This window comes from Pseudaeromonas sp. HNCC25DJ182, from assembly GCF_055413365.1.
The window spans coordinates 209,124-222,969 of the sequence record NZ_JBVAYG010000003.1; the positions used below are offsets into that span (position 1 = coordinate 209,124).

At 53.7% G+C, this 13,846-nt stretch carries 16 protein-coding genes; 14 read left to right on the top strand and 2 right to left on the bottom strand.

The genetic code is table 11. The features are described from left to right. Positions 1-85 precede the first annotated feature (85 nt). From yceD to ACZYUB_RS04360, 13 genes are all read left to right on the top strand, one after another. A complete protein-coding gene (yceD, locus tag ACZYUB_RS04300) occupies positions 86-607 on the top strand; it encodes a 23S rRNA accumulation protein YceD (RefSeq protein ID WP_460884663.1) in 522 nt (173 codons plus the stop codon). Between the two features lie 20 nt (positions 608-627). Then, a complete protein-coding gene (gene rpmF / locus ACZYUB_RS04305; RefSeq protein ID WP_377152791.1) occupies positions 628-795 on the top strand; it encodes a 50S ribosomal protein L32 in 168 nt (55 codons plus the stop codon). Between the two features lie 23 nt (positions 796-818). Next, positions 819-1,838: a phosphate acyltransferase PlsX gene (plsX, locus tag ACZYUB_RS04310; protein WP_463945841.1), complete on the top strand. Its 1,020-nt coding sequence runs from the start codon at positions 819-821 to the stop codon at positions 1,836-1,838. Positions 1,839-1,846: 8 nt separating this feature from the next. Continuing rightward, positions 1,847-2,806: a beta-ketoacyl-ACP synthase III gene (locus ACZYUB_RS04315; RefSeq protein ID WP_463945843.1), complete on the top strand. Its 960-nt coding sequence runs from the start codon at positions 1,847-1,849 to the stop codon at positions 2,804-2,806. A 19-nt stretch (positions 2,807-2,825) separates the two neighbouring features. After that, positions 2,826-3,761: an ACP S-malonyltransferase gene (gene fabD, locus ACZYUB_RS04320; protein ID WP_463945845.1), complete on the top strand. Its 936-nt coding sequence runs from the start codon at positions 2,826-2,828 to the stop codon at positions 3,759-3,761. 30 nt (positions 3,762-3,791) lie between these two features. Further along, complete coding sequence (gene fabG / locus ACZYUB_RS04325) at positions 3,792-4,526, top strand: 3-oxoacyl-ACP reductase FabG (RefSeq protein WP_460884667.1); 735 nt, start codon at positions 3,792-3,794, stop codon at positions 4,524-4,526. 158 nt (positions 4,527-4,684) lie between these two features. Further along, the gene (gene acpP / locus ACZYUB_RS04330; RefSeq protein WP_460884668.1) at positions 4,685-4,921 is read left to right on the top strand and encodes an acyl carrier protein; all 237 of its coding nucleotides are present in this window, start codon (positions 4,685-4,687) and stop codon (positions 4,919-4,921) included. Between the two features lie 84 nt (positions 4,922-5,005). After that, positions 5,006-6,247 carry a beta-ketoacyl-ACP synthase II gene (gene fabF, locus ACZYUB_RS04335; RefSeq protein ID WP_463945847.1) on the top strand — a complete coding sequence of 414 codons (1,242 nt, stop codon included), beginning with the start codon at positions 5,006-5,008 and terminating at the stop codon, positions 6,245-6,247. Positions 6,248-6,379: 132 nt separating this feature from the next. Next, positions 6,380-7,195, top strand: coding sequence for an aminodeoxychorismate lyase (pabC, locus tag ACZYUB_RS04340; RefSeq protein WP_463945849.1), 816 nt, complete (start codon positions 6,380-6,382; stop codon positions 7,193-7,195). Then, the gene (mltG, locus tag ACZYUB_RS04345) at positions 7,125-8,177 is read left to right on the top strand and encodes an endolytic transglycosylase MltG (RefSeq protein WP_463945851.1); all 1,053 of its coding nucleotides are present in this window, start codon (positions 7,125-7,127) and stop codon (positions 8,175-8,177) included. Before pabC ends, mltG begins: the two co-directional genes overlap by 71 nt. Then, on the top strand, positions 8,177-8,806 hold the full coding sequence (gene tmk / locus ACZYUB_RS04350) for a dTMP kinase (RefSeq protein ID WP_463945853.1): 630 nt from the start codon (positions 8,177-8,179) through the stop codon (positions 8,804-8,806). Before mltG ends, tmk begins: the two co-directional genes overlap by 1 nt. Further along, complete coding sequence (holB, locus tag ACZYUB_RS04355) at positions 8,791-9,768, top strand: DNA polymerase III subunit delta' (protein ID WP_463945855.1); 978 nt, start codon at positions 8,791-8,793, stop codon at positions 9,766-9,768. The genes tmk and holB overlap by 16 nt, the downstream gene beginning before the upstream one ends. Continuing rightward, complete coding sequence (locus ACZYUB_RS04360) at positions 9,758-10,534, top strand: TatD family hydrolase (protein WP_463945857.1); 777 nt, start codon at positions 9,758-9,760, stop codon at positions 10,532-10,534. The genes holB and ACZYUB_RS04360 overlap by 11 nt, the downstream gene beginning before the upstream one ends. A 122-nt stretch (positions 10,535-10,656) precedes the next feature. Here the strand turns inward: ACZYUB_RS04360 and dsbB are convergent, their stop codons facing one another. After that, positions 10,657-11,178 carry a disulfide bond formation protein DsbB gene (dsbB, locus tag ACZYUB_RS04365; protein ID WP_463945859.1) on the bottom strand — a complete coding sequence of 174 codons (522 nt, stop codon included), beginning with the start codon at positions 11,176-11,178 and terminating at the stop codon, positions 10,657-10,659. A 340-nt stretch (positions 11,179-11,518) separates the two neighbouring features. On the opposite strand from dsbB, the gene fadR reads away from it, so the two are divergent. Next, positions 11,519-12,235 (top strand): fatty acid metabolism transcriptional regulator FadR, encoded by a 717-nt coding sequence (gene fadR, locus ACZYUB_RS04370; RefSeq protein ID WP_463945860.1) that lies wholly within the window; start codon positions 11,519-11,521, stop codon positions 12,233-12,235. A gap of 83 nt (positions 12,236-12,318) precedes the next feature. On the opposite strand, the gene ACZYUB_RS04375 is transcribed toward fadR, so the two are convergent. After that, positions 12,319-13,845, bottom strand: a complete 1,527-nt coding sequence (locus ACZYUB_RS04375) for a SpoVR family protein (protein WP_463945861.1) — start codon at positions 13,843-13,845, stop codon at positions 12,319-12,321. Position 13,846: the final 1 nt, after the last annotated feature.

A 13,846-nucleotide genomic window follows, 5' to 3' on the forward strand; every position in this document is an offset into this window, starting at 1 on the left:
GCGCTCCTGAATTATTCACCGATTATTCAGAGCAATAGGTTTTTCCTTTGACTATCGCAGGGACTGTCTATATCATGCGCGCCTTATGCAAAAGGTGAAGTTGCCCATTAAGATTGATCCGGTCCGTTGTGCCGTGAAGCGCCTCGATTATGTCGGGGTTGTTGAGCGTGCTCAGCTTGTGCGGCTGGCTGAATCTGTTATCGATATTCAAGATGATGTCGAAGCCGAATTGTCCTTTGGTACTGATGCCCAAGGCCTGACCATTATGCAAGGTACTGCCCATACCTTGGTCAAGCTTGAGTGCCAACGGTGCGGTGACGCATTTGATCATCATTGCGACGTCGAGTTCATCTACACTCCGCTATCTGCGAAGGTAGAGGAGGAGGAACTGCCGGAAGCTTATGAGCCCATTGAGTTGGATGAAAACGGCGAAATTGATCTCTACGAGCTGCTTGAGGATGAATTAATCCTCGCCCTGCCGTTTGCGCCCATGCACGCCGAGCATGAGTGTAAACGAGGGGGAATGCAGATGACGTGGGGTAAAATTGAACCTGCTGATGAGCGTCCGAATCCGTTCGCAGTTCTTAACGGTTTGAAACATAAGTAAATGAATTAGGAGTTAGGTCAATGGCCGTACAACAGAACCGTAAAACCCGTTCCAGACGTGGTATGCGTCGTTCTCACGATGCACTGACTGCTTCTGCACTGACCGTGGATCCGACTTCTGGTGAAATTCACCGTCGTCACCACGTGACTGCAGACGGTTTTTACCGTGGTAAAAAGGTTATTGCTTAATTTATTTTAAGCAGGATTAACTTTTGTCTTTTCTAACCCTGGCGTTAGATTTGATGGGGGGCGATCACGGCCCCTCTGAAACAGTGCCTGCCGCCGTGCAGGCACTGTCGCTTTTGCCTCATTTAAAATTGATACTGGTTGGTGACCTCACCAGTATTTATCCCTTGCTACAACAAAATGGCCTCTTGGGTCATTCTCGTGTCGATACGGTCCACGCCTCACAAATCATTTCCATGTCGGAGCAACCGGCATTCGCTTTGCGTCATCTCAAAGACTCTTCCATGCGAGTGGCACTGGAGCTGGTACAGCAGGGAAAGGCGGATGCATGCGTTAGTGCTGGAAATACCGGGGCTTTGATGGCCATCGCCAAGCATGTGTTGAAAACTCTGCCTGGGGTGGAGCGACCCGCCTTGATGACCTGTGTGCCGACGAGTGCAGGCGGCCGCTCGGTATTTCTAGATCTTGGGGCAAACGTCAATTGCAGTCCTGAAAATTTGCGACAATTTGCCATGTTAGGCAGTGTGGTTGCGCATTGTGTGCTTGGGATTGAAAATCCGGCGGTGGCGCTGCTGAATGTTGGAGCAGAAGCCAACAAGGGAAACGAACAAGTCCGCTGTGCTTCGGAACTAATCTCGGCTACTCCGGGTCTCAATTATCGCGGCTTTATCGAAGGCGACGCGTTATTCCAGGGAGTGGCTGATGTTATTGTTTGTGATGGTTTTGTCGGTAACATCGCCCTCAAAACGGCCGAGGGCATGGTCCGGTTGTTATCTCAAGCCAGCCATCAACAGATGGATGGCCTATCAGGTTGGCTACAAAACTTCCTGACCCGGTTTTTCAAACGTCGCCTTTCTCACCTGAACCCCGACCAGTATAACGGGGCAAGTCTGCTAGGATTGCGCGGCATTGTTATCAAAAGTCATGGGCGTGCCGAGCGGCATGCTTTCTCCAATGCCATTCTGCAAGCAACCGTGGAAGTGCAACACCAACTTCCTGCTCGCATTGCCGAGCGGTTTGAAGCAGAACCAATAAACAGGCGCTAGTCGAACCTATGTTTAGTAAAATTCTTGGCACGGGCAGTTATGTGCCCGCGACGGTTCGTACCAATGCTGATCTTGAGCGTATGGTCGAAACCAGTGATGAGTGGATTGTTGAACGTACCGGTATCAAAGAACGCCGGATAGCCAGTGAAGACGAAACCGTCGTCACTATGGCTAAAGAGGCGGCTATTCAGGCGCTGTCGGCTGCGGGTATCCTGGCCACGGATTTGGACATGATAGTCCTGGCGACTACCAGTGCAGAGAATGCATTTCCTTCAGCAGCTTGCGAATTGCAAGGGTTGCTGGATTGTCCTGGTATTCCGGCATTTGATATCGCCGCTGCATGTGCCGGTTTTAGCTATGCCTTGAGTGTTGCGGATCAATTTGTTCGTGGCGGTAGCGCAAAACGGGTTCTGGTGGTGGGTGCGGATGTTCTGGCTCGCACCTGTGATCCGGCTGATCGTAGCACCATCATCATTTTTGGTGATGGCGCTGGTGCCGTGGTCTTGGGGGCTTCTGAAGAGCCCGGCATCTTGTCGACCCACATGCATGCTGATGGTCGTTACGGTGAATTGCTCAAGTTACCGCAAGGTAAACGTGGCCCTGCTGCCGCTGATTTTCCCGCTTATATGTACATGAAGGGCAATGATGTCTTCAAAGTTGCGGTTACTCGTCTGAGCGAGATCGTCACCGAAACTCTTGCTGCTAACGGACTGGACAAGTCCGAGCTGGACTGGTTGGTGCCACACCAGGCCAACTACCGCATCATCAGTGCCACAGCCAAGAAATTGGGCATGTCGATGGACCAGGTTATCCTGACGTTGGAAAAGCATGGCAATACTTCCGCGGCATCTGTACCGCTGGCGCTGGATGAAGGGGTTCGCTCCGGCCGTATCCAGCGGGGACAACTGATTCTGCTCGAGGCCTTTGGGGGTGGTTTTACCTGGGGTTCGGCACTGATTCGTTTTTAATTGCACAGGAAAATGACACATGACTAAGTTCGCGATCGCATTTCCCGGTCAGGGCTCGCAAAGCGTTGGTATGTTGGCTGAAATTGCTAGCGTATATCCCGTGGTCAAAGCCACCTTTGACGAAGCCAGTCAGGTTCTCGGTTACGATCTATTCACTTTGGTGATGGAAGGCCCTGCGGAAGAGCTGAACAAAACCTGGCGTACTCAACCGGCCTTGCTGACCAGTTCCGTTGCCTTGTGGCGTGTCTGGCAAGAGTTGGGTGCACCTGCTCCCGCCGTAATGGCCGGCCATAGCCTGGGTGAGTATTCGGCACTGGTCTGTTCTGGTGCCATGGCTTTTACCGATGCGGTGAAGCTGGTTGAGTTGCGTGGTCTGGCGATGCAAGAGGCCGTTCCTGAAGGCGTTGGGGCCATGGCAGCCATCATCGGTCTGGACAATGAGAGCATTGCCGCTAACTGCGAAAAGGCAGCTCAAGGCCAAGTAGTCTCTCCGGTCAACTTCAACTCTCCGGGACAGGTGGTCATCGCCGGCCATAAAGAGGCTGTTGAGCGTGCCAATGTGCTGATGAAAGAGTCAGGCGCCAAGCGTGCGCTGCCGTTGCCGGTGAGCGTGCCGTCTCACTGTGCTCTGATGCATCCTGCGGCCGAAAAACTGGCGGCGGCCTTGCAATTCGTCGAGATCCAGGCCCCGACTATTCCGGTGATCAATAATGTGGATGTGGCGGTTGAAACCGATGCAGCCCGAATCAAGGATGCGCTGGTGCGTCAACTCTTCAGTCCGGTGCGCTGGACCGAGATTGTTGAGAATATGGCGAATAGCGGCATTGAATTTGAAGTTGAAATGGGGCCGGGCAAGGTGCTGAGCGGTCTGGCAAAGCGTATCGACAAGCGTGTTGATGGCGCGGCGATCAACGATACTGCCTCGTTGCAAGAGATATTGGCCAAGCTGCAATAGTCAGCGGCCCCGAATAATTAAGGACAACACATGAGTTTTGAAAACAAGATTGCTTTGGTAACCGGCGCCAGTCGCGGAATTGGTCGTGCGATTGCTGAGGCGTTTGTAGCCAAAGGCGCCAAAGTCGTGGGTACCGCAACCAGCCAGTCTGGTGCTGATGCTATCTCTGCCTATCTGGGTGATGCGGGCTGTGGTCTGGTATTGAACGTTACCAGCAGCGAGTCTGTTGAAACGTTGTTTGCGACCATTAAAGAGCGTTTTGGGGATGTTGATATTCTGATCAATAACGCGGGGATCACTCGCGATAATCTGTTGATGCGGATGAAAGATGACGAATGGCAGGACATCATTGATACCAATCTGACGTCACTGTACCGACTGAGCAAACCTGTATTGCGCTCCATGATGAAAAAACGCCACGGACGCATCGTTAGCATAGGCTCCGTAGTTGGTACCATGGGGAACGCAGGTCAGACCAATTATGCGGCGGCGAAGGCCGGTTTGATTGGTTTTACCAAGTCGCTGGCCCGTGAAGTGGCTTCGCGGGGTATCACAGTCAATGCGGTTGCCCCAGGTTTTATTGAAACAGATATGACCCAGGCATTGAATGACGATCAACGTGCTGGCATTCTGAGCCAGGTGCCGGCGAATCGCCTTGGCGACCCCAAAGAGATTGCTGCCGCCGTGTTGTTCCTCGCATCGGATGAAGCGGCGTATGTGACGGGTGAGACTTTACATGTTAATGGCGGCATGTATATGGTCTAACCAGCAGGGCAAATAGTGGTCATATCTATGCAAATTTTTAGGCGATGTATGTCTAAAATCGTGGTTTGACCACGTCCAACAGTCTTGCAAACTATGAACAATCGAATAAACTACTGCAACGACACGCAATTGCGTATTTCTAAAGGAAAAATCAGGTCATGAGCAATATCGAAGAACGCGTTAAGAAAATCATCATCGAACAACTGGGCGTTAAGGAAGAAGACGTTAAGTCTGAAGCCTCGTTTGTCGATGATCTGGGCGCTGACTCTCTGGACACCGTTGAGCTGGTAATGGCCCTGGAAGAAGAATTCGACACTGAAATTCCTGATGAAGAAGCAGAGAAGATCACCACCGTTCAAGCTGCTATCGACTACATCAATTCCAACCAGGATTAATTTTCTGGTCAACAAGAGCGGCTTTTCAGCCGCTCTTGTTTCTTTTATTCCCTTTTTTAATTTTTACCTCGCGGAGGCAATCCTGTGTCAAAACGCAGAGTTGTGGTGACCGGTCTGGGTATGCTTTCTCCTGTTGGTCATTCTGCTGAAGCCTCATGGCAGGCATTACTGCAAGGCCAGAGTGGCATTACCAACATCGACCATTTCGATACAACCGATTTTCCAACCAAGTTTGCAGGTCTGATCCGAGATTTCGATCCGGAACAATTCGGTATTTCTCGCAAAGATGCCCGTAAGATGGATCTGTTCATCCAATACGGCGTGGCCGCGGGCCTGCAGGCGTTGGAAAACTCAGGTCTGGAAATTACCGAGCAAAATGCAACTCGTGTCGGTGTTGCGATTGGTTCCGGTATTGGTGGTCTGGGATTGATTGAGCAGAACCATTACAGCTTGATCGCTGGCGGTCCACGTAAGTTGAGCCCTTTCTTTGTCCCGTCGACCATCATCAACATGGCTTCTGGGCATATCTCCATCATGAAAGGCTTACGTGGTCCGAATGTTGCGGTCACGACCGCTTGCACGACCGGTACTCATGCCATCGGGTTTGCCGCACGGATGATTGCCTATGGCGATGCGGATGTCATGGTATGCGGTGGTACTGAAAAAGCGTCAACCCCGATGGGGATGGGTGGTTTCGCCGCTGCCAAGGCGTTGTCGACTCGCAACGATGAGCCACAGAAGGCGAGTCGTCCGTGGGATAAGGATCGTGATGGCTTTGTGCTGGGTGATGGTGCCGGGGTGTTGGTACTCGAAGAGTATGAACACGCCAAGGCCCGCGGTGCGACCATTTATGCCGAGTTTGCCGGCTTTGGTATGAGCGCCGACGCCAATCACATGACAGCGCCGCCTGCCGATGGGGCCGGTGCGGCCTTGGCGATGCACAATGCGATCCTGGACGCCGGAATAGCACCTAGCCAGATTGGTTATGTGAACGCCCATGGCACTTCGACGCCGCTGGGTGATGTCGCTGAGTTGCGTGCAATGAAAGCGACCTTTGGTGACCATGCGCCGAATCTGATGATTAGCTCCACCAAGTCGATGACCGGACACCTGTTGGGTGCTGCCGGAGCGATTGAAGCCATCATCACAGTGCTGGCGCTTCGCGATCAGGTGGCTCCGCCGACCATCAATCTGGATAATCCGGATGAAGAGTGCGATCTGGATCTGGTACCGAATGTGCCGAAACAAGGCAATTTCGAATATGCCTTGTCCAACTCGTTTGGCTTTGGTGGTACCAACGGCTCCTTGATCTTCAAGCGCGTCTAGTTCTAGCTCTGGCTGCAGCCAGTGGAGGCCTGATACCCTGTATCGGGCCTTTTTTATGCGTGACATCATGATGGTAAAGATACTGCTGAACCTGGTTCTTGAGACCTAGGTCGCGCTCAGATAGGAAGTTGAATGATGCTGCTGAACGGTGAACCACAAAGTCTGATTGCCATGACCGATCGAGGTCTGACTCTCGGCGATGGTTTTTTCACGACCCTGCAGATCAGGCAGCAACGGCCGCTACTATGGGCCCTGCATGTCGAACGGTTGCGTTGGTGTGTCCAGCGGCTGCATTTCCCGGAGCTGGATATCCCAAGGCTCTACGAGCGTCTGTGTAGTCAGTTGGTGGGTATCGAGCAGGGGTGTTGCAAAATTATGTATACGCGCGGCTCTGGTGCCCGAGGCTATGGGATCCAGGGGTGCCAAGCTCCCAACGAGCTGATCAGTGTGCATGATTACCCGGAACTGTATCGGCAGTGGCAACAATCGGGGATCCAGTTGGCCGTATGTCAGGGGCGACTGGGTCTGACTCCGCTCTTGGCGGGGATCAAGAGCCTGAATCGTCTGGAGCAGGTTCTGCTTAAAGCTGAGCTGGAAAACCGCGGCGTGCTGGAGGGACTGGTACTGGATACCGAAGGCATGGTGGTCGAAACTGTCGCCGCAAATGTATTTTGGCGGCAAGATTCCGTAGTATACACACCGGATTTGGCGCTCAGTGGCGTCGCGGGTGTGATGCGCGCCTGGATCCTCGGTTATCTGAAGCAACAGGGGATCCGCTGCCAGCCCATCCGCGCCAATTTGGCGACGGTGAAGGCGGCCGATGAGGTCTGGATCAGTAACTCCCTGATGGAAGTCGTACCCGTTACTGGAATTGAAGATGTTACTTACCAAAATCATGCCATGGCTCGTCAACTGCAAACTGCATTTTTGTCGGCGGCGCAAGCGTAATATTGCCATTTTACTGTCACTGGTCAGCTTGCTCTGCGCCATCGCGTGGGGATACTTTCAGCTCAATCGACTGGACCAACTGACGATTACCGGGGATGCGCGCTATTTTACCGTCAAGAAGGGCATGTCAGCTCGCTCGCTGGTGAATGAATTAGCCGGTCAGCCGGTGTCGCCCTTCTGGACTCTGGTCTGGTTGAAACTGCATCCTGAACTGGCACAGATCAAGGTGGGAACCTACCGCTTGGAATCCGGCTGGCTGGTCGGCCATGCCTTGTTGTTATTCTCCAGCGGTAAAGAAGTGCTATTTTCGGTGACGCTGATCGAAGGCGGACGGATTGAAGACTTCATCCGCACGCTGCAGCAGGCACCATTTATCGACAGTACCCTGGATGAGGATGACGCCGACGAGGTGCGCGCTGCCTTGGGACTGGAGCCGGATAACATTGAAGGATTGCTGTTGCCGGAAACTTATTCCTATACCGCCGGGACTCGGGATATTGATATTTTGCGGCGCTCCCGGGAGCACATGGTGGCGTTTCTGGAAAAAAGCTGGGCGCAACGCGCCCAAGGCTTGCCCTATAAAACGCCTTATGATGCGCTGATCATGGCATCCATTATCGAAAAAGAGACGGGTAAAGCCGCAGAGCGTCCACTGATTGCCTCGGTGTTTATCAATCGCCTGCGCAAGGGGATGCGGCTGCAAACTGATCCAACTGTGATTTACGGCATCAAGGATCGGTATGACGGCAACATCCGCAAGGCTGATCTGCAGGATGACAACCCCTATAACACCTATCTGATTGAGGGATTACCTCCGACGCCGATTGCCATGCCGGGAAAAGCGGCGATACGCGCGGCTCTGCATCCGGCATCTAGCCATTACCTGTATTTCGTTGCCAAGGGCGGTGGGGAACATCACTTCTCCCGAACCCTGGCTGAACATAACAATGCGGTTCGCCGCTATATTTTGGGGCGCTCCTGATGACTGCACAATTTATCGTGATCGAAGGCTTAGAAGGTGCAGGCAAGAGTACGGCGGTTCGTCATGTTGAGGCTTGGCTAAGAGAGCATGGTATCACCCAGATCGAGAAAACCCGCGAGCCAGGTGGTACTCCGCTGGCTGAGCGGATGCGGGCGATCGTCAAAGAGATCCATGATGAACCCCTAACGATTCAAGCCGAGTTGCTATTGATGTATGCCGCGCGAGTGCAGCTTGTGGAAACGCGCATCAAACCTGCGCTGAACCAGGGCATCTGGGTGATCGGTGATCGACACGATCTCTCCTCGTTGGCCTATCAAGGGGGTGGTCGCGGGATTGATGAAGCCTTGATCCGGCAGATCAAGCACGCAGTTTTGGGTGACTTTGCTCCGGGTCTGACTCTGTATTTGGATATCGATCCCGCCATCGGTTTGGCGCGAGCCCGCGCCCGTGGCGAGCTGGATCGGATCGAGCTGGAGCAGCAAGCGTTCTTTGAACGCACCCGGGAGCGCTATTTGCGGCTGGCGGCACAGGATCCCAGGATCCGCATCATTGATGCCAGCCAGAATGAGGCTCAGGTTGCGGCCAGTATCCGGGCTGAATTGGAGTCGAGCCTGTGTATCCCTGGCTAGCCTCCGTCTGGCACTCCTGGTTGCAAAGCTTCACTCAGCAGCGCTTGGCCCATGCCTGGTTGCTGAGCGGTCCTCAAGGACTTGGTAAGCTGGAGCTGGCGCGACAGATGGCGCAGATGTTGCTGTGTCAGCACCCATCGACCATGGGCGCTTGTGGCCTGTGCCATAGCTGTACTCTGCTGGCCCATGGTAATCATCCCGATCTGCAGGTATTGGGCGAGCAGAACGAGAAAAGTCTGGGTGTGGATCTGGTCCGTGATTTGATCGGCAAGCTCAATGGCAGTGCGCAACTGGGTGGTGCCAAGGTGATGATCATGGTGCGTGCTGAGCGGATGACGGAGTCAGCCGCCAACGCCTTGCTCAAGACTCTGGAAGAGCCTGCGGGCCGCTCACACCTGATATTGCTGTCCGATCAGCCGAATCGATTGTTACCGACTATCCTCAGCCGCTGTCAAAAGCTGGCGGTTGTTCAGCCGGAGGTCGCGCCGACTCTGGAATGGTTACGCCAACAGGAAGGCGGGGCTCAGGCTCAGGAGCATCACCTGCGGCTTAATCAGTTCGCTCCGCTACAAACCTTGGCCTATTTGCGGGATGGTATGGATGTTCGTCGCCGTGAATTGTGCGAGCGACTGAGCCGATTCTTGGACGACCCGGCTCAACTCGAAGCTTTAATTGGCGCAATGTTGACGGATATGCCTCATAGCCAGTCCTGGGTCCATACCCTATTGCTGGATGCACTCAAACTGCAAGCAGGATGCAGTACCAGTCAGCTGGTGATGGGGGATGCGCAGCCGACCATTCAACGACTGGCTCAATTCTCGACCGCGCATCTTCTGGCTGCAACCGAACGCTGGCAACTACTGGCCGCAATTCCCGAAGGCATGCCTACGAGTCTGCCGTCTCTTCATCTCATGACCTGGTTGAACCAGCTTATTCTCGAGGATCCTCACCTTGCTCGTTGATTCACATTGCCACCTAGACCGTCTCGATTACGCCAGTAAACATGTCGATATTGCCGATGCAGTTGCTAAAGCCAATGCACGGGGGGTTTCGCACTTATTGTGTGTGAGTGTCACGTTGGAACAATTCCCCAGCATGCTGGCCAAGATAGCGCCATTCTCCCAGGTTTTTGCTTCCTGCGGGGTGCATCCTCTGGATCAGGAATCGCCCTGGAGTCCTGAGCTGCTGCGTCAGCTGGCTGCCGAGCCACGAGTGGTTGCCATTGGTGAAACGGGTCTGGATTATTTCTATCACCCAGAGCACAAATTGATCCAGCAACAGGCCTTTCGCGAGCATATCCGGGTTGCCAGGGAGTTGCGCAAACCACTGATCATCCACACCCGGGATGCGCAGGAGGATACCTTGGCGATCCTCAAAGAGGAGGGCGCTGACTCGGTGGGCGGAGTCTTGCACTGCTTCACCGAGGATTGGGCCATGGCCGAGGCTGCCATGGCGTTGGGGTTTTACATTTCGATCTCCGGCATCGTGACATTCCGCAATGCCGATCGACTGCGAGAGGTCACTCGCCGTTTGCCGGCTGAGCGCTTGCTGATCGAAACCGATTCGCCCTATCTGGCGCCGGTACCCCATCGAGGGCAGGAAAATGAGCCAGCATACGTGCGTGATGTGGCGGAGTACGTCGCCTGGTTGCGCAATACCTCGGTAGAGGAGATCGCGGCCTTGACCAGCGAGAACTTCTTCCGACTATTCCCGCTGGCCAGCCGTTAATTCGCTCGAGGTAGCGCAGCCCTCATCCTAAGTGCTGGGCATCACCCTGCAGATAAAAAGCCCCGGTGCGTTTCCGCCCGGGGCTTTTGAGTTTTATAACCACATCAGTCGAGTTCGCTGGTCTATTGGCAGCAGCGCCCCTTGGCCAGGTTGCCGACCATGATGATCAGAGCGACCGCCAGATAACAGGCGAATATCAACACCAGCCACTGCGGCATCTCCCAACCGAGGAAGGCCCATTGCCGTTCGGAGCAGTCTCCGGTGGGATAGAACATCCAGGGGATCCACTTGTCCAATGGCATCCAGCTGGGGAACTCGGCAAAAAAGCTACAGGTATTGAAGGGGGAAGGATTCAACTGGTAATCGACATGCTGCAGTGATAGCTGCAGGCCGCGGAACGCGCTATACCCCCACAGCAGGAGTGCAGGCCACCGCAGCCACGGCTTTTGCGGGGCAATCAGCGCCACCAGAGCTGCCACCAGAATGCCAATAAACGCTAACCGCTCATAGACGCACATCACACAAGGGAATAAGCCCATCACGTGCTGAAAAAATAGACCGCATAACTCAAAGGCGAAGGCCGAGGCCGCCAATAAAGCCCATGCTGCTCGTTGACGACTGATCGTCCGGATATATGTAATCATCAGTGGCTCCTCAGAATAGAGTCGTCGATTAGAAGCTAATTCAGATAAAAAGAAAAGAGTGCCTATCTGGCTGTTTCTATTATTTTATTGAAGACGGTTTTTGCGACGGCAATAGAGCGGGATGCCGTGGCTGCTTATTTTTCCGGACCTTTGGCGGCCGAATGTCAGGATAGAAATAACCGCCGGCGTGGAAACCCTATACGGAGTCGGTGCTGCTTTTTTGTCGACAAACACAGACTCTTTCTCCGATGCTGTTTAGAAACTGGTCACACCAGCGCTTGTTGATATCCTTGACGCTCTGCTATTATCCGCCCTGCTTTTTCCCAAACAGAGAAGATTGATGGTCATTAAAGCCCAAAGCCCGGCTGGTTTTGCCGAAGAGTACATCATTGAATCGATTTGGAATAATCGGTTCCCTCCCGGCACCATCCTCCCGGCAGAGCGTGAGCTTTCTGAACTGATTGGGGTAACCCGGACCACCTTGCGCGAAGTATTACAGCGTCTGGCTCGTGATGGCTGGCTGACCATTCAACACGGCAAGCCGACCCGAGTGAATAATTTTTGGGAAACCTCCGGGCTTAATATTCTGGAAACTCTGGCGCGACTGGATCAGGAAAAGTTTCCGCAACTGATCGATCAATTGCTCTCTGCCCGCACCAATATCAGCGGGATTTTCCTGCGCGGTGCGGTAAAAAATAGCCCGCAGCGCGTGTTGGAATTACTGGCCCAGGCCGAAGCCTTGGGCGACGATGCCGAAGCATTCGCCGAGTTTGATTATCAACTTTACCACCAGTTGGCATTTGCCTCCGGCAATCCGATTTATGCTCTGATCCTCAATGGGTTTCAGAAGCTCTATACCCGGATTGGTCGCTACTATTTTGCTCAGCGGCCTGCTCGTCAGTGTACGCTGGCGTTTTACCAACAACTGGCCGAGCTTGCCCGGGCTGAAGGCAAGGCGGATGCCGTCTGGTTGTTGGTCCGGCAATATGGTGCAGACTCCGGCAAGATTTGGAGCACACTCAAAGAGTCGCTCTCGGCCAATCTGGACGAGATCTGACGTCTCACGCATGAGCCAACAAAAAAGCCGCCGAGCGGCTTTTTTGTTTTGGATCATCGGTGATTACGCCGCAGGCTCCAGAGCTAGGGTGACGCGGATGTGGAAGGTGGCTCCGGATTTTGGGCGATGATTTGTATCTTGCCATCGGCATCTTCCTGCTCCAGGGTTACGCCGAAACCCCATAGCCGCTGCAGATGCTTGATCACTTCATGGCGCGAATCGGCCAAGGGAATGCGTTCATGGGGCACGTAGCGCAGGATCAGGGAGCGGTCCCCCTTGAGCGCTACGTTGTAGACCTGAATATTCGGCTCGAGCTGACTCAGGTTATATTGTGCCGAAATCTTCTGCCGCAACCGGCGGTAGCCTTCTTCGTTATGAATGGCCGAGACCTGCAGGTAATTGCATTGATCATCGTCATCAATGGCAAATAGCCGCAAATCGCGCATCACAGTAGGGCTCAGAAACTGGCTGATGAAGCTCTCGTCTTTGAAATTCTCCATGGCAAAGTGCAAGGTGGTTAGCCAGTCGCTGCCGGCATAATCCGGGAACCAGTATTTATCCTCATCGGTCGGTGATTCACACAGACGGCGCAGGTCACGGAACATGGCAAACCCCAGGGCATAGGGGTTGATGCCGGAATAGTGGGGGCTGTTATAGGGGGGCTGGTAGACCACATTGGTATGGTTGTGGAGAAACTCCAGCATGAAACGATCAGTGAGCAAGCCCTCGTCATACAGGTGATTGAGAATGGTGTAGTGCCAGAACGTCGCCCAGCCCTCATTCATCACCTGGGTTTGTTTTTGCGGATAAAAATACTGACTGATCTTGCGCACGATGCGAATGATCTCGCGCTGCCAGGGCTCCAGCAAAGGGGCATGTTTCTCGATGAAATAGAGAATGTTTTCCTGGGGTTCGCTCGGGAAGCGCCCCGGCTTGCGATCGGCGGTGCCGGTCGCCTTGGGGAGCGTGCGCCAGAGTTCATTCACCTGAGTCTGCAGATATTCTTCACGGCGCTTTTGCCGACGTTTCTCCTCGCTCAACGAGATCTTTTGCGGTCGTTTGTAACGATCCACGCCGTAATTCATCAGCGCGTGGCAGGAGTCGAGCAATGCCTCCACGGCATCGACGCCATGATGTTCCTCACAGTCGCTGATGTAGTGACGGGCAAACAGCAGATAGTCAATGATCGAACTGGCGTCGGTCCAGGTCTTGAACAGGTAGTTATTGCGGAAAAACGAGTTGTGGCCATAACAGGCGTGGGCCATGACCAGTGCCTGCATGGGCAGGGTATTTTCTTCCATCAGGTAGGAGATACAGGGATCGGAGTTGATGACAATTTCATAAGCCAGACCCATCTGCCCGCGTTTGTAGTGTTGCTCCGTACTGATGAACTTTTTACCAAAGGACCAGTGATGGTAGCCGATGGGCATCCCCACACTGGAATAGGCATCCATCATCTGCTCGCTGCTGATCACCTCGATCTGGTTCGGATAAGTTTTGAGGCGATAGTGTTCGGCCACGCGGGCAATTTCGGCCTGATAGCGTTCCAGCAGTGAAAAGCTCCAGTCTGGACCATCGGGTAGCGGTTCGTGGCTGTGTGATGCTGACATA